The sequence below is a fragment of the Microcella putealis genome (assembly GCF_004216575.1).
Taxonomy (GTDB): domain Bacteria; phylum Actinomycetota; class Actinomycetes; order Actinomycetales; family Microbacteriaceae; genus Microcella; species Microcella putealis.
The window spans coordinates 581,931-597,279 of record NZ_SGWW01000001.1; the positions used below are offsets into that span (position 1 = coordinate 581,931).

12 protein-coding genes and 2 tRNA genes are annotated in these 15,349 nt (G+C 69.8%); 3 read left to right on the forward strand and 11 right to left on the reverse strand.

Translation table 11 applies throughout. The features are described from left to right. Window positions 1-13: 13 nt before the first annotated feature. The 4 genes from EV141_RS02865 to EV141_RS02880 form a co-directional block, all read right to left on the reverse strand. The gene (locus EV141_RS02865) at window positions 14-676 is read right to left on the reverse strand and encodes an ATP-dependent Clp protease proteolytic subunit (protein ID WP_130484450.1); all 663 of its coding nucleotides are present in this window, start codon (window positions 674-676) and stop codon (window positions 14-16) included. A gap of 36 nt (window positions 677-712) precedes the next feature. After that, window positions 713-1,303: an ATP-dependent Clp protease proteolytic subunit gene (locus tag EV141_RS02870; RefSeq protein WP_130484451.1), complete on the reverse strand. Its 591-nt coding sequence runs from the start codon at window positions 1,301-1,303 to the stop codon at window positions 713-715. Window positions 1,304-1,490: 187 nt separating this feature from the next. After that, window positions 1,491-2,840: a trigger factor gene (gene tig / locus EV141_RS02875; protein ID WP_130484452.1), complete on the reverse strand. Its 1,350-nt coding sequence runs from the start codon at window positions 2,838-2,840 to the stop codon at window positions 1,491-1,493. 35 nt (window positions 2,841-2,875) lie between these two features. Next, window positions 2,876-2,952 (reverse strand) — tRNA-Pro (locus tag EV141_RS02880). A gap of 148 nt (window positions 2,953-3,100) precedes the next feature. Here EV141_RS02880 and EV141_RS02885 point away from each other — a divergent pair. Continuing rightward, a tRNA-Gly gene (locus EV141_RS02885) sits at window positions 3,101-3,171 on the forward strand. Window positions 3,172-3,211: 40 nt separating this feature from the next. On the opposite strand, the gene EV141_RS02890 is transcribed toward EV141_RS02885, so the two are convergent. From EV141_RS02890 to EV141_RS02900, 3 genes are all read right to left on the reverse strand, one after another. Further along, window positions 3,212-5,143: a SpoIIE family protein phosphatase gene (locus tag EV141_RS02890; RefSeq protein WP_185740161.1), complete on the reverse strand. Its 1,932-nt coding sequence runs from the start codon at window positions 5,141-5,143 to the stop codon at window positions 3,212-3,214. Window positions 5,144-5,268: 125 nt separating this feature from the next. Next, window positions 5,269-6,765, reverse strand: a complete 1,497-nt coding sequence (locus EV141_RS12485) for a hypothetical protein (RefSeq protein ID WP_185740162.1) — start codon at window positions 6,763-6,765, stop codon at window positions 5,269-5,271. Between the two features lie 32 nt (window positions 6,766-6,797). Beyond that, a complete protein-coding gene (locus tag EV141_RS02900) occupies window positions 6,798-7,292 on the reverse strand; it encodes an RNA polymerase sigma factor (RefSeq protein ID WP_157985490.1) in 495 nt (164 codons plus the stop codon). Between the two features lie 131 nt (window positions 7,293-7,423). Here EV141_RS02900 and EV141_RS02905 point away from each other — a divergent pair, with 131 nt between their 5' ends. Both EV141_RS02905 and EV141_RS02910 read left to right on the forward strand, forming a co-directional pair. Beyond that, window positions 7,424-11,020, forward strand: coding sequence for an SCO7613 C-terminal domain-containing membrane protein (locus EV141_RS02905; RefSeq protein WP_130484455.1), 3,597 nt, complete (start codon window positions 7,424-7,426; stop codon window positions 11,018-11,020). 114 nt (window positions 11,021-11,134) lie between these two features. Then, window positions 11,135-11,620: a Dps family protein gene (locus EV141_RS02910; RefSeq protein ID WP_130484456.1), complete on the forward strand. Its 486-nt coding sequence runs from the start codon at window positions 11,135-11,137 to the stop codon at window positions 11,618-11,620. A gap of 51 nt (window positions 11,621-11,671) precedes the next feature. Here EV141_RS02910 and EV141_RS02915 read toward each other — a convergent pair whose 3' ends face one another. The 4 genes from EV141_RS02915 to EV141_RS02930 are packed head-to-tail and all read right to left on the reverse strand — an operon-like array spanning window position 11,672 to window position 15,252. Further along, complete coding sequence (locus EV141_RS02915) at window positions 11,672-13,153, reverse strand: amidohydrolase (RefSeq protein WP_130484457.1); 1,482 nt, start codon at window positions 13,151-13,153, stop codon at window positions 11,672-11,674. After that, entirely contained in the window at window positions 13,134-13,769 is a 636-nt protein-coding gene (locus tag EV141_RS02920; protein ID WP_130484458.1) for an FMN-binding negative transcriptional regulator, read from the reverse strand. The genes EV141_RS02915 and EV141_RS02920 overlap by 20 nt, the downstream gene beginning before the upstream one ends. Window positions 13,770-13,779: 10 nt before the next feature. Further along, a complete protein-coding gene (locus EV141_RS02925) occupies window positions 13,780-14,760 on the reverse strand; it encodes an Fpg/Nei family DNA glycosylase (RefSeq protein ID WP_130484459.1) in 981 nt (326 codons plus the stop codon). A gap of 6 nt (window positions 14,761-14,766) precedes the next feature. Beyond that, entirely contained in the window at window positions 14,767-15,252 is a 486-nt protein-coding gene (locus EV141_RS02930; protein WP_130484460.1) for a ribose-5-phosphate isomerase, read from the reverse strand. Between the last annotated feature and the right edge of the window lie 97 nt (window positions 15,253-15,349).

Here is a 15,349-nt window from a genome sequence, read left to right on the forward strand (position 1 = left end):
GCGCAGCGCGCAGTTAGCCCGCGGTGAGCGCCGGCTGCGTCTTGCGACTCGTAAGCACCTGGTCGATCAGGCCGTACTCGAGCGCCTCGTGCGCGATGAGGATCTTGTCGCGGTCGATGTCTTTGTGGACCTCCTCGACGCTCTTGTTCGAGTGCTTCGACAGCGTCTCTTCGAGCCACGCGCGCAGGCGGGCGATCTCTTTCGCCTGAATCTCGATGTCGGAGGCCTGCCCGCGACCCGCGTCGCCGGTGGCCGGCTGGTGGATCAGCACGCGCGCGTTCGGCAGCGCCAGGCGCTTGCCGGGCGAGCCCGCGGCGAGCAGCACGGCGGCGGCTGAGGCAGCCTGGCCGAGCACGACCGTCTGAATCTGCGGACGGATGTACTGCATCGTGTCGTAGATCGCCGTCATGGCCGTGAACGAGCCGCCGGGCGAGTTGATGTACATGACGATGTCGCGCTCAGGGTCTTGGCTTTCGAGCACGAGCAGCTGGGCCATCACGTCGTCGGCGCTCGCGTCGTCGACCTGCACACCGAGGAAGACGATGCGGTCTTCGAAGAGCTTGGCGTAGGGGTCTTGGCGCTTGTAGCCGTACGCCGTGCGCTCTTCAAAGCTCGGCAGGATGTAGCGGCTCTGCGGCATCAGGTGCGCGGGGATTCCGCCGGTGGGCATCTGCATGATCAGTCCTTCTTCGTCTCTCGTCTACCGGCCGGGTTACTTCGCGTGCTCGGTGCCGCCGCCGCCGACAACATCGCTCGCGGACGAGCGGATGTGGTCGACGAAGCCGTACTCGAGCGCCTCGTCGGCGGTGAACCAGCGGTCGCGGTCGCCGTCTTCCATGACCTGCTCGAGCGTCTTGCCCGTCGCGTCGGCCGTGATGGCGGCCAGGCGGCGCTTCATGTCGTTGATGAGCGCGGCCTGCGTCTGGATGTCGCTCGACGTGCCACCGAAGCCGCCGTGCGGCTGGTGCAGCAGCACGCGGGCGTTCGGCGTGATGTACCGCTTGCCCTTCGTACCGGCGGTCAGCAGCAGCTGCCCCATCGAGGCGGCCATACCGATGCCGACGGTGACGATGTCGTTCGGCACGAACTGCATGGTGTCGTAGATCGCCATACCCGCGGTGATCGAGCCGCCGGGCGAGTTGATGTAGAGGTAGATGTCCTTCTCAGGGTCTTCGGCCGCGAGCAGCAGCAGCTTGGCCGCGATCTCGTTCGCGTTCTCGTCGCGCACCTCCGACCCCAGCCAGATGATGCGGTCTTTGAGCAGCTTGTCGAAGACGTTGTTGGGCATTGCCGGTTCGGCCATTGAGAAAGCTCCTTGGTTTCGTCTCTGTGCTCACGAATCTACGCGACCGGGATGCGCCGACCGGGGCGTGTTCGCCGTGGGCAGAGCGGGTGTCGGCTGGTCTTCAGGAAACGACACCGGGCCCACAGCCTGATGGCTGCGGGCCCGGTCGAATCAGGATGCGCGGAGCGCCCCGATCGCGAATCGCTTAGTGGTTGTGACCCTCGTGGTCATCGTGGTCGTGCTCCTCCTCGATGACGGCGTCGCCCACGGGGGCGGTCGCCGCGGCGGTGAAGCGCGACAGGTCGACCGCGTTGCCGGCGGTGTCGACGACGGTGATCTTGCTGAGGGCGACCGAGAGGGCCTTCGAGCGCGCCACCTCGCCGACCATGCCGGGGATCTGGCCGTTCTGGTCGAGGATCTTGATGAACTCGCCCGGCTCCATGTTGTACTGCTGCGCGCCCTGGATGAGGAACTGGGTCAGCTCGTCCTGGCTGACCTTCACCTCCTCCTTCTCGGCGAGCGAGTCGAGCAGGATCTGGGTCGTGAAGGTCTTCTTCGTCGACTCCTGCACCTCGGCGCGGTGCACATCGTCTTCGAGGCGGTTCTCGTTCTCGAGGTGACGGTGCACCTCGTCCTCGACGAGCTGCTCGGGCACGGGAATCTCGACCTGCTCGAGCATCCACTCGAGCAGCTTCTCGCGCGCCTCGGCGCCCTGACCGAACGACTTGCGCTGAGCGAGCTGCTCGCGAATGTCGTCCTTTAGCTCGCCGATCGTGTCGAACTGGCTGGCGATCTGAGCGAAGTCGTCGTCGGCCTCGGGCAGCTCGCGCTCCTTCACCGACTGCACGGTGACCTCGATCTGGGCGGTCTCGCCCTCGTGGTCACCGCCGAGCAGCTTCGACTCGAAGGTGGTGGTCTCACCGGCGGTGAGCGTGTCAACGGCCTCGTCGATGCCGTCGATCAGCTCGCCCGAGCCCAGCTCGTACGAGATCGAGTTGGCGCTGTCGACCGTGTTGCCGCCGACCGTGGCGACCAGGTCGAGCTGCACGAAGTCGCCGGTCTTCGCCGGGCGGTCCACCGTGACGAGCGTGCCGAAACGGGTGCGGAGGTTCTCGAGCTCGGCGTCGATCTCGTCGTCGGTGACCTCAGCCGCCTCGACGGTGACCGTCTCGTTTTCGTACGCCGGCAGTTCGAACTCGGGGCGAACATCCACCTCGACGGTGATCTCGAGGTCGCCCGAGAAGTCTTTCTCGTTCGGCCAGGCGCTGACGTCGGCGGCGGGACGGCCGAGGGCACGGATGCCCTGCTCGGCGACGGCGGCGCGGTAGAACGTGTCGAGCCCCTCGCTGACAGCGTGGTTCAGCACCTCAGCGCGACCGACGCGCTGGTCGATGATGGGCGGCGGAACCTTGCCCTTGCGGAAGCCGGGAATCGTGACCGACTCGGCGATGTGCTTGTAGGCGTGCTCGATGCTGGGCTTCAGCTCATCGGGTGTGACCGTGATGACGAGCTTTGCGCGCGTCGGGCTGAGCTTCTCGACCGTGGACTGGACCAAAGGGGATCTCCTGGGTGTGTGGACGTGTAAGGGCCTGGTCGGGGCGACAGGATTTGAACCTGCGGCCTCCCGCTCCCAAAGCGGGCGCTCTACCAAGCTGAGCTACGCCCCGCGACCGAGCCGTGACCATGCGCGCGTCACGACGAACGGTCGCGGACGAAAAATGGCCGTGGCGAGTCTAGCCGAGTAACCGTGCCCGCCCGCCGGGAGCCGCATTCGGTGCGCTACGCTGAACACTCGCGCGGGGTCACCCCCGACGCGGGGATGTAGCTCAATGGTAGAGCCTCAGTCTTCCAAACTGATGGTGCGGGTTCGATTCCCGTCATCCCCTCCGAATTGATTGACGCGCCGCCGCTGCTGCGGCGCATCGCCTAGCCCCGAAGCAGGGCGACGACCGTGATGTCGTCGGCGATGCCGGGCAGCGTCGAGAGGTTGATCGTGGCCTCGACGGCCGCATCAGCGCTGGCCACTCCCGCCACCAGGGCAGCAACGTCGGCGAGCGGGTCGGCCGATTCGGGAAACGCGTCGAGTGCGCCGTCGCTGAGGCTCAGCAGAACGTCGCCGGCGGCGATCGTGGACTCCGCGTCGACCAGCGCCTCATCGTCGTCGACTCCGAGCGGCAGGTTGACGCTCGCCAGCCGGGTGAACGAGCCGTCGGGACGCACGATGATCGTGAGACCGTGTCCCGCATCCGCGTACTGCACGCGCCCCGTCTCGATGTCGACGTGCACCTGCACGATCGTCGCGAAGGTGGATGCGCGCTCCAATTGATCGCGGACGGCGGCGGCCGAGCGCGCGAGCACGACCGAGGGCGCGCATCCGGTGTTCGTTAAGCGGGCGGCCGTCTGCAGCGACGCCGCCATGACGCCCGCGCCCAGCCCCTTGCCCATGACGTCGCCGAGCGTGATCGCGAGCGTCGCGCCATCGAGGGACCACGAGTAGAAGTCGCCGCCCACCTCGCGGCTGGGGCGACAAGCTCCTGCCAGTTGCCAGCCCGTGAGGCCTGCCGGTACGCGGTCGGGCAGCAGAGCCCGTTGCATGTCGGCCGCGCGCCGGCGGTCGGCCTCTTCAGCCTGGGCCAGCGCGATCGAGTCGGTGACGTCGATGAACTGCAGCGAGAAGCGCCGGTGGATGTCATCGCGGGCCCCGCGGTCGGGGTCGAGCAGGGGTGCGATCGTGGCCTGCAGAATGCGACCCGATGCCGTCGCGACCCGTTCTGAGCCGCCGAGCGACTCGGCCTCTTCGGGGGTTCGGGCGGCGAGCGCCTCAATCACGAGCGCGCTCGGCGCGTCGAAGGCGTCGGTGAGGCCGCGCTCCCCCTCGCCGAGCGCGATGCGGGCCGCGTCGTTTTGTGCCTCGAGACTCCAGTGACCGTCGCGATCACGCAGTTCGGCGAACCCCGTCAGCGATGCGTCAATCGCCGAGGTCGACAGGCGAAGCAGTCGCTGTTGGGCCCCCGACACGGCGAGGACGGCGAGCAGCACGATGCCCGACGACAAGACGAACAACTGAACGATCAGCGCATTCGTTTCGGGTGTGAGGCCATCGACCGCGACGACTCCGCCCCCGCCGAGTTCTGAGGCGATGACCATCACGATCAAGAACTGCAGGATCACGAGTCGCCCGCCGAATCTTGCGGCACCCCACACGAGCGGGCCGAGCAAAAGGAACGCCAGCGGAACACCGTTGTCGCCCGCCCACGCGATGAGTTCCAGCGTTCCGAGCAAACTGAGCGACTGTGCGACCAGCTCACCCCACCGCCCGTGGACACCCGCTCGCCCGAGATCGAAGAACAGCGGCGTCACGATAATGAGGCCGACCACGTGCGCCACCACGCTCGACTGGAGATAGTCGAGAACCGCGTCGGGGGCGACAAGGGTCGCAACGGCGGTCGCGGCGATCAGCGCGAAGACGGCAGCTCCGACCATCGTGGCAATGAGAAGACTGAGTAGGTCTCCCACGCGGACGAGCCGTCGCGGCCGATCCCGCGTGCCACGCAGGATCGCGTAGACCACCGCGACCTCGAGGCCCGCGGCGAATCCCAGGGCCACGCCCAAAGCGGCTGGTCGGCCTGCGACGAGCTGCGAGAGCACGAACACAGCCGTGAGCACGACGATCAGCCACGGGGCGACGCGGCGGGGTGCGCGGAGGGCGATGCCGACCGCGATTCCGGCCGCGGGCCACCAGATGGCCCACTCGATTCCCGCCGGCCGGAAGATGATCGCAGGAACGCTGGCGAGAAATACGGCGAGGGCGCCCACCGCGATCAGCAGCCAGCCGATGCGCGGGCGCTCCGCGAGCATCCGCCCCATTATGCTCACGGCGCCTCCCCCGGCGGCGACGCGACGGACTGTCGCGACGCTCGCTCTCACTGTGGCGCGCCGGGGCCGAGAACTCCATTTCGGCCCCGGCGCGTCACGGATGCGCGCTACCGGTTCTCGACGCGGCCCTCGTCGACGACGCCCGGCTCGATGACGCCGACGCCGTCATCCATCGGCATGATCTCGTAGTCGATCGGTTCGGGCAGTTCGATGACACCCTCGATGAGGGAGACGACACCGGAGTACCAGCCGTCGGGCATCTCGTAGACGAACCCGGGAACGAGCCAGGCGTTGCCGTTCGCGTCCCACATGGTCAGCAGCGTGCGGTCTGCACTGTCGAGCGTGACCGTCACGAGCTCGGGCTCAGGCAGCGGCTCGGGGGCGGGCTCGGGCAACGGCTGCGGCTCGGTCGGTTCACTCGGCTCGACAGGCTCGCTCGGCTCTGTCGGCTCCGTGGGTTCGGCGGGGTCGCTCGGCTCGGCCGGCTTCGTCGGCTCGACCGGTTCGATCGGCGCGGGCTCGCCTGTTCCGGGATCACCCGGCGCCGCACCGGGGTCGCCCGGGGCGCCGGGCTCGGGCGCCGGCTCCATGCCGGGCATCGGCTCAACGACGCTCTCGTCGCTCCGCGCGACGCCACTCGAGCTTGCGCTGTCAGCGGCCATAAAGCCCGTGTCGCCCCAGTAGTCGGGGCCTGCCGCGGCGCTCCAGCGCCAGTCGGCGAGGCGCTCGACGCTCGCGCGAGCCGACACCGTGTCGAACTCGCCGCGGTCGACGACCTCAATCGAGTGCCCGCTCGCCCACTGAATCTCGCCGGTGGCCGCCCACGAGACGCCCCAGTCGAGCGCGGTGCGCTGCCCGTCAACCGTGAGGTAGCCACTCGCGGTCGTCTGCCACTCGTCGGCGTAGACCTCGATGTCGGCGGCGTCGATGTCGAGGCCCACGTCGGCGAAGAGGTCAGCAGCGAGTGAGCGCGCTGCGCCCTCGTCGGGCGCCTGGCTCGGCGAGGGAGGGTTCTCGGTGTATGGCAACGGGTTCGAGTACCACCAGTTGCCCGTGCCGACCCACGTGGTGGTGATCGCCGGAGCGCTGCCGTCTTCGGGGCCGACCACATAGCTCGGGAAGTCGTCACTCGACCACTCCGAGCTCTCCACCTCGCCGGTGACGCCGAACAGGGCCGCCACGCGAGCGAGCACGTCGTCGGGGCTTCCGGCCCGGCGCAGTTCGTACACGCGGCCACTCGCGAGCTCGTCGCTGAGGCCCGGGCCCGCCAGGTACTCGTACTGCACCCACGGCATGATCATGGCGTCGTCACTCATGGCCGATTCAGCGCCCGCAATGCGACCGGAGTCGGCCCCGCCCGCTGCCGCGGTGAACAGCGGCGGCTGGCTCGGCATGAATGTTCCGCTGATGACGAGGGCGCCGACGCTAGCGGCGGCGACCGCGGTGACCGAGCCGGCGGCGATCTGCGCCACCCGTCCGCGGTTGACCATGCGCGGGGCCTTGCGGCCGGGCGCACCGGTGACGATGTCGCGATCGAGGTCGGGGGCTCCGACGTCGAGCGAGCGCTGCAGGCGACCCTCCAGGTCGTCAGGTGTCGTGTTCATGCCCTGATTACGTCGCGGGGCATCCGAATCTTTCAGGCGTCGTCAGAATTCTTCTGCAGCAGCTCCGCGAGGCGTGCTCGGGCGCGGTGCAGGCGGATACTCGCCGCGTTGGCGCTGATGCCCAGCGCGGTCGCGATCTCGCCGGCCCCCAGGCCTTCCACGACGCCGAGGGCGAGCACCTCGCGATCGCGCGCCGACAGCGCGCGCCACGCCTCGGCGAGCGCCCGGTCGGCGATCACGATGTCTTCGGCCGACGGCGCCGAATCCTGCACCGTAATGCGGGCGAGGATGCTCGTGCGCGACGCAAGCTGACGGCGGTGGTTCGCGACGACGAACGACGCGATGCGGTACAGCCACGGCAACTCTTCGCCGGGAGTCACCCTGTCGCGCTTCTTCCACGCGATCGCGAACACGTCGGCGGCGAGGTCATCGACGGCGCTGTGATCGACACGGCGCGCGAGATACGCGCTGACGGCGCGCAGGTGCTGCGTGTACACCGCGACGAATGGGTCGAGCTCTTCTCGCACGGGCTCATTCTGGGCCGAGCCCCGCTGCGCGCGGGGCGCGACACTCAGGGCGGTTGTCCACCGCCCTGTTTCCTCCCCACGGCGCGCAGCCTGCCGCTCGGGAGGCCCCCGCAGCACTACCGTGTGGCGGCATGAGGAACTCTTCGGCAATCGGCATCGCGAGCTTCCCCCGCGGCCCGCACGATCTGCGCTCGACTCAGCAGTGCCCGGCCTGCTTCACGCCACTGCAGTCGACGAGTTGCCGCGTCTGCCGACTCGATCTCATGCACCCCCTGGCGGGCGAGCTGGCCGCCCTGTCGGCGTCAATCGCCGACGAACTGGATGCCCGACTCGCCCTGATTGATCGCATGCGTCGCGAGCCGGTCACCCCCGTCGCCACGGCCGCTGCTCCCGCTGCGCAGCGCGCTCTCGACGAGACAACCGTCGCGCCCATCCCACCGATCGTTGCGCAGTCGCCCGCGCCGTCACCGGCGCCGGCTGCGGCCCGAGAGCCGGCCACAGCCCCCGCGGTCACGCCGCGACGCTCGGGCGTGCAGGTCGCGCTCATCGTGGTCGGCATCGCACTTCTCAGCGTGTTCGCCCTGTTCGCTGTGATCTACGCCTTCATCGCCTACGGCGTGGTGGTGCGATCCCTCGTCATTGGCGCGGCAACCATCGCAACCATCGTCACGGCGACGGTGCTGTCGCGGCGCGGCCTTGCCGTCACTGCGGAGGGGTTGGCGGCGCTCGGCACCGTCGTTCTCGTCCTCGATGCGTGGGCAGTGAGACGTACCGACGTCGCCGGGCTGTCGTCGACTCCCGAGCTCGCCTACTGGGGCGTCGCGCTGGTCGCCATCTCGGTGATTGCGCTGACCTGGGCGCGGGCGGGCGGCCACCGGTCTCCCGTACTCGCGGCAGCAGTGATGCTCCCGATCGGAGCAGGATTGCTGGGCGCCCACGCAACGACAGGACTCGCGCGCGGCGCCGATGTCACCGTTGGCGCACTCACCGCGGCCGCCACCGCTGCCCTGGTCGCCGCTGCTTTGCACCGGATCATGGCCGACCGCATCACCGGTCCGGTGCGCGCCGCCTCCGTCGCGTCGACCCTCCTCTCGGTACCGATTGCGGCCTCAGCGATCGTGGTCTCCGCCGAACTTCTCGCCGAGCGTGGCTGGGTGTGGCCGTCGGTCTCCGGCGTGATCTTCGCATCCCTCGTTATCGGTGCGACGCTGCTGGCACTTCGTGCGCTGTCTGGGGTCGCCGCCGCGGTGACGAGTGCGGCACTGGCCGTCAGCGGAACCCTCGCACTCCTGGCCACCCTGACGATCGCGGCCGACGAGACGCGGGTCGACGGAGCGCTCCTCGCGGTGAGCGTTCTAGCCCCGGTGGTGGTGGCGGTCACCGCAGATGCCGCTGCACGCCGTCACGCGCTGGCGCGCATCCCTCTGATTGCCACGGCGGCATCCGCAGGGGCGATCGGCGCCCTTGCCGCGCTCGGAGCTTTCGGCGTCGTGGCCGAGCCGCTCGTGCGCGCGGCACTCGCCGGCCTCGGCGGTCCCGTTGCACGCCCGACCATCGATGTCATGGGCGCGGATGCTCTCGTGAGCGTCGCCGTCGCGTCACTTGCCGCAGGCGCCGGAGTTTTGGCGGGAGGGTGGGCGCTTGCTGGCCTGCTGCGCTCCCGCAGCCGCCTCGTTCCGCTGGCCGCGCTCGCCGCGGTGGTGGTTGTCTCCGCCGTCAGCCTGAGCCCCACGTGGCTGGCGGCGATGCTCGCGAGCGGTGCGGTGGCAATCGCCAGCGCCGCCGCACTCCTGCCCCTGTCGCGCCGAGACGACCGCACTGCCGAGATCGTTGCCGCCCGTGTCGCCCTCGCCATCGGCTCGCCGCTCGCCGCCGTGCTCGCCGTCAGCATGGCGTGGGCCGTTACCGACGGCTGGTGGCTCGGCACGGTCACCGCGCTTGCCGCGATCGCCCTCGGGCGCGCCGCCACCGTCGACCGGGCCGCACGGTCGATCGCCGTCGGGGTGAGCAGCCTGCTCATCCTCGTCGCGGCGGCCGCCCTCGCCGACCCCATTGAGGTCGACGCCCCGTCGTTTGTGCTCGTTGTTGCTGCAGCTCTGATCGCGCTCTCGGGGCTGCCCGGGCTGTCCGGTGCGGAACGCCTCACGGGTCTCATCACGCCACTGCCCATCGTCGTTACCCTCGCGCTCGACGCCATCGACACGAGCCCCGTCAATGCGGCCGTCGACACGGTTGCGCTGGCCGCACTCGTCGGAGCGTTCGTGGTCGTCGCCGTGGGGAGCCGCGGCACGATCGAGCGCGCGATTGCGTCCGCGCTCATCGGTCCAGCCGTGGCCCTCGCTGCCGGCCGCGCACTGGTCCTCGGCCTCGCGCTCGCGGGTGACACGCGAGCGCTCGCCATCACCCCCATCGAACAGGGCCTCGTGGCTCTCATCGCTCTCGCGACTGTTGCGGTTATCGCCGCGCTGCGCACCGCCGGCAGCATTCGCATCGGTCTCGACGCGGGGGTGACCGTGGCCGCACTCGTCGCTCTCGTCACGGTCGCCGAAGACGGAACGCGCGGGACGCTCATGCCGACAGCGCTTGCGGTACTGGTGTGTGCGGTCATCACACTCGCCATTGCCATAACCCGCGAGGGCCTCTTCCTGTCATCGAGCCCTCGCCGATTCGTAGGGTGGCTCGCGCTGGCACTTGCGACGATCGCGCTCTGGACGATGCTCGTCGATCGTGGCACGGCCGATCCGGAACCCTACGTTCTGCCGCTCGCCGCCGCGCTCATCGTGATTGCGATCCTCATCGGGCGCACCCCCGACGCTGCGTCGCGCCGCGCGATCGGGGTGCCCGCGCTCCTCGTGGGGGCGGCGATCATTGTGGCCGGTGTGCCGCTGGCAGCCGCGTCCGGTGAGGGCCCGGCCGCTCGGGGTGTTGCGGTCGGCCTGGGTGCGACACTGATCGCCCTCGCGGCGCTGATGGGGCGAATCCGCGGACAGGCTCGCTGGCGTGGACTGCACACCGTCGTCCTTACCGCAGCAGTCGTCGCGCAGCTCACGCTGACCACGAGTGTCGTCGCTCAACTGTTTGTCGACGGCACTGGGGCCGCGCTGCCGGCCGTGCAGGTGGCGGGGATTCTGGTCGTCGTGATGCTGACGGGCACCGCTACGGCGGCGTGGGCCACTGCGTCACGCGGTGACAACGATCGGGTCCGTGCCCCGCACGTCACCGCCACGACGGCCGCCACCGCCGGCGGGGCCGCGCTCGCCGCCGCGGTCATCGGCCTGCTCGACGCGGTGCGGCCGATCGAACTCGTCACCGTGCCGCTCGCGCTCGGACTCATCATGATCGGAACCCTGGAGCTGGACCAGCGCGCCTCAGCGCGCAGCGGCCCCTGGCTCACCCCGGGCCTCGTCGCCCTCCTGGTGCCGAGCCTGATCGCCATCGGCGACGACGGAGATGTTGTGCGCATCGTCTCCGTCGGCCTCGTGGCGACCATCGTGCTGATCGGCGGTGTTGTGCGCCGACTGCAAGCGCCGTTCCTCGTCGGCGGGATCGTGCTGATCACCCACCTCGTCATTCAGAGCTGGCCCCTGCTCGCCGAAATCGGGCGAGCAGTCGAATGGTGGCTGTGGCTGGGCATCGCCGGGGTGGCCGTCGTCGCCGTTGCGGCGCGCTACGAGCAACGCCTCCGCGACCTTCGTACGACCGTCGGCCGCATCCGCGACCTGCGCTGATGGCCGCCCGAAGGTGCCTGGGAGCGCGCTGGAAGGAATGTGCGTAGTGGCCTCACGCGTTCTACGGTGGAAACGCCCCGCTATCCGCGGGGCGCAACAGAAAGGGAGGACGCCATGACCGACGTCGCCGCAGCACCAGAGAAGACCACCGACCCCGACATGATCTCGGGCGTCGCTCAGTACCTCGCCCCCGTCGTCATCAACTTGACCGCTCTCGCGCTTGAGGGCAAGCAGGCGCACTGGCACGTGCGCGGCAGCAACTTCCTCCCCGTGCACGAACTGCTCGACACCCTCGTCGACCACGCCCGAGGCTGGAGCGACCAGGCCGCGGAGCGCATCGCCGCCCTGGGCTTGCCCCTCGACGCGCGCGCCGCGACCGTGGCCGAGCAAACGACGGTTCCGGCCGTGCGCGCCGGGTTCCAGAAGACCGACCTCTTAATCGCCGACATCATCGCCGGCATCGACGCGACCCTCGTGACGCTGCGCGCCGCGATCAAGGGCCTCGAAGAGCTCGATGAGGTCAGCCAGGACATCGCCATCGAAATCACCGACGGGCTCGAGCAGGACCGCTGGTTCCTGTTCTCGCACATCGCCGAGTAAGCACCGCGCGTCGCCCCACGAGGCGACGGCAGTAACGACGCCGCTGCGGCCCTAGGCCGTGGCGGCGTCGCGCTGTGCGGCGACAGCCGGGCCGAAGGTGGCGCGACCGGCCATCAGCGTGTGCGCGACGGGCATCGTCCGCAGAGCACGCGCATCCATCGTCAGCGGGTCCTCCTCGACGAGCACCAGGTCGGCGTGTTCACCCGCCGCGACGCGCGTGCGCGCGGAGGCGGCCAGCGCCTCGGCGACCGTGATCGCCTGCTCGCCGTGCCACGGCTCGCGCTCGTCGCGGGTGCGGGCGGTCGCCGCCGACATCGCGATCCACGGGTCGAGCGGTGCAACAGGCGCGTCAGAGCCGAGCACGACGTGCGCGCCCGAGTCGATGAGGTCGCGCAGCGGGAAGGCGCGGTCGGTGCGGCCGGCCCAGAAGCGGTCGGCGACGTCGCGGTCGTCCATCGCGTGCTCGGGCTGCACGCTCGCGGTCACCCCGAGGGCGGCGAAGCGGGGCAGGTCGCCGTGGCGCACCAGCTGGGCGTGCTCGATGCGGCCACCGTGGCCGAGACGGGCAAAGGCGTCGAGCGCCAGGCGGTTCGCCGCGTCGCCAATCGCGTGAATGGCAAGGCCAAAGCCCGCGGCGTGCCCCTTCGCCATGAGCGGCTGCAGGTCGCACGGCGGCACCGTCAGCAGGCCGTACGCGTGCTCGTGCGCGTCGGGGTAGGGGTCGCAGCAGTAGGCGGTGCGCGTGTTGAGCGAGCCGTCGGTGATGACCTTGAGCGGACCGACCGACACCTCGCCCGCAACCGGCAAACCGCTGCGCAGGCGCTGGGCGATCGCGCGGTCGAGGTGCTGCGGGTAGACGCCGAACTCGACGCGCAGCGCGTCGAAGCCGCCGCCGACGCGGCGCATCCAGTCGTCGAGGTTCCAGCGCATCTCGAGGTCGACGATGCCGACCACGCCACGGGCGGCAGCATCGGCGGCGGCCTCGCGCACCCACTCGTCGATCGTCGTATCGGGCGCGCTGTCGAGCTGGCGCGTGACGGCAAAGGCCGCCTCCTCGCGCAGCAGACCGTCGCCGGTGTCGATACCGAAGCGCACCATCGCGGCCGAGTTCAGCCACGCCGCGTGCACGTCGGCGCTGATCAGCACGAGCGGGCGGTCGGCGAGCACGCCATCGAGCACGGCGGCGGTCGGCACATCGGGCCACAGTCCGTCGCGGAACCCGGTGCCGACGACGACCTCGTCGAGGGTGTCGCGGGCCGACAGCGCGCTGCGCACGATGGCGGCGGCCTCTGCAGCCGACTCGGCCGCACCGACGTCGATGCGGCGGCGGGCCTGCGCCCACTGGGTCATGTGCACGTGCTCGTCCCACAGGCCCGGCAGTACGAAGCGACCGTCGGCGTCGATGACGTCGGGCCCGTCGACGATGTCGAGGGCGCCGGCGGGGGCAATGGCGGCGATGATGCCGTCGCGCAGCACCAGGTCGACGGGGTCGTGGCCGCCGAGCGGACGGGCGTTACGAATGGCGCGGATCATGCACCCTCCTCATTTCGCGGGCGAGCCCATCGTGGGCATACGGCCCGTCGCCGTCGAGCTGGTTGACGATGCGGGCGACGACCTCGGCCGGCTTGTTCTGGCTGAGCTTCAGACGCGCGTCGATGCGAGTGACCCGAAGTCGCAGCCCGACCGTTCCGCGGGCGACCCTTCGAGAATACTCCTCGTCGAGCGCCAGGCTTCGCGGGTCGGCGACGTGCTGCTCGAAGTGATCGGTGAGCTCGGCGAGGATGCGGAAGTTCTCGGCGTCGTCAAGAATCTCGGGCACGCCATAGAGGTGGGCGGTGACGTGGTTCCAGGTGGGGATGACCGCATCGTCGTCATACCAACTGGGCGAGATGTAGCCGTGGGGGCCCTGAATAATGACGAGCACCTCGGTCGTACCCAGCCGGTGCAACTCTTCGTCGGGCCGGCCCACGTGGCTGACGAGCACGATCTCGTCGCCCACCGATGCCTGCTCATCGAGCAGCACCGGGTAGTGCGAGGCCACGATGCCCGCACCCTCGACGTGCGACACGATCGTTGCCCACGGGTTCTCGCGAATCAGCCGCCGCACCTCATCGCGGTCATCGAGCAGGTAGTGCGGGGTGCGACGCATGGCGAGCCTCTCAGCGCTGGCAGGTGGGGCAGTAGTAGAGCTTTCGGGCGGCGGCCATCTCGAGCACGATGTGCGTTCCGCAGATGCGGCACGGCAGACCTTCGCGCTTGTAGACCCAGTGCCGGTCGGCGCGGTTGCGGAGGGCGAGCTTTCGCGCCTCCTCGTCGAGGCCGTCCATCGTCAGCATCTGGCCCGTGTCGACGCCAACGCCCAGCAGGTACCGCCAGTCGCGCCAGAGGTCACGCACGACCTCCTCGCTCAGTTCAGAACCGCGGATGTGCGGGTCAAGTCGCGCGCGGAACAGGATTTCGGCGCGGTAGACGTTGCCGATGCCGCTCACCACCGACTGGTCCATGAGAAGCAGCCCGATGGGCGTGCGGCGCGAACGCACGCGCTCGACCATGCGCCGCTCGCCCTCGTCGGGGTCGTCGACGAGCGGGTCGGGCCCGAGCCCGTCGATGACGCGCTGCACGGCCTCGGCGTCGAGCACCTCGCACGCGGTTGGTCCACGCAGGTCGGCGACGGCACTGTCGGTGAGCAGGCGCGCGCGCACCTGGCCCACGGGCTCGGGCGGGAAGCCCTCGAGCCCGGCCGTCTCGGTCTCCTGTTCCGCCATGCGCAGGCGCGTGCGCCGCGGCGCGCCGATCGAGGAGAGGGAGTCTTCGTGCTCGCCGACGACGCGCGTGTCGGCCTGGCGCATCCCGGTCTGCCCCATGCGACCGCGCGAGGCGCGCGTCGTCGCGTCGCGACCGACGTCGCCAGCGAAGTCCCACGCCCCGTAGATGCCGAGGTGCACGCGCAGGTACAGCGCCTCATCGAACTCGAGGAAGAGCTGCTTGCCGACTGCCTTCGCGTCGGTCATAGTGCGTCCGTCAATCAGCGCGGCGCCGTCGGCGAACCGCCCCTGCGGGGAGCTGGCGGCGACGCGTTCGCCGACGAAGTGCCGGTCGAACTGCCGCGCGATGCGATGAACGGAATGACCTTCGGGCACGGCGAACTAGTGCAGCTCGTGACCGGTGATCGTGCCGGAGGTCTCGTACTCGCCCAGCTGGCCGATGCGGCGCACGTGCCGCTCTTCGCCCGGGAAGGGGGTCTGAATGAAGATGTCGATGAAGCGCAGCGCCTCGTCGACCGAGTGCTGGCGAGCACCGACCGCGATCACGTTGGCGTCGTTGTGCTCGCGGGCGAGCACGGCGGTGGCGTCGTTCCACACGAGCGCGGCGCGAATGCCCTCGACCTTGTTGGCGGCCATCTGCTCGCCGTTGCCCGAACCGCCGAAGACGACGCCGAGCGACTCGATACCGGCCTCGCGGTCGCGCGCCACGGCGCGGGCGGCGTTGATGCAGAACGCCGGGTAGTCGTCGAGCGGGTCGTAACTCGTCGGCCCGTGGTCGATGACCTCGTGACCCTGCCCAGCCACGTGCTGCTGCACTGTCTGCGAGAACTCGAGGCCGACGTGATCAGTGGCGACGTGGATGCGCATGGTGACGATTCTAGGCGGGGGACGTTCGCCCCTGGCGCGGCTCGCACGGGTGCGTCAGGGTGGACGAGGTAGCGCAGACCGCGCCACCGACACCAGC

Bases quoted from the DNA above. Each gene is read 5' to 3' on its own strand.
- EV141_RS02865 (WP_130484450.1), bottom strand. From the start codon at position 676: ATGCAGATGCCCACCGGCGGAATCCCCGCGCACCTGATGCCGCAGAGC.
- EV141_RS02870 (WP_130484451.1), bottom strand. From the start codon at position 1,303: ATGGCCGAACCGGCAATGCCCAACAACGTCTTCGACAAGCTGCTCAAA.
- EV141_RS02890 (WP_185740161.1), bottom strand. From the start codon at position 5,143: ATGCTCGCGGAGCGCCCGCGCATCGGCTGGCTGCTGATCGCGGTGGGC.
- EV141_RS12485 (WP_185740162.1), bottom strand. From the start codon at position 6,765: ATGAACACGACACCTGACGACCTGGAGGGTCGCCTGCAGCGCTCGCTC.
- EV141_RS02905 (WP_130484455.1), top strand. From the start codon at position 7,424: ATGAGGAACTCTTCGGCAATCGGCATCGCGAGCTTCCCCCGCGGCCCG.
- EV141_RS02910 (WP_130484456.1), top strand. From the start codon at position 11,135: ATGACCGACGTCGCCGCAGCACCAGAGAAGACCACCGACCCCGACATG.
- EV141_RS02915 (WP_130484457.1), bottom strand. From the start codon at position 13,153: ATGATCCGCGCCATTCGTAACGCCCGTCCGCTCGGCGGCCACGACCCC.
- EV141_RS02920 (WP_130484458.1), bottom strand. From the start codon at position 13,769: ATGCGTCGCACCCCGCACTACCTGCTCGATGACCGCGATGAGGTGCGG.
- EV141_RS02930 (WP_130484460.1), bottom strand. From the start codon at position 15,252: ATGCGCATCCACGTCGCCACTGATCACGTCGGCCTCGAGTTCTCGCAG.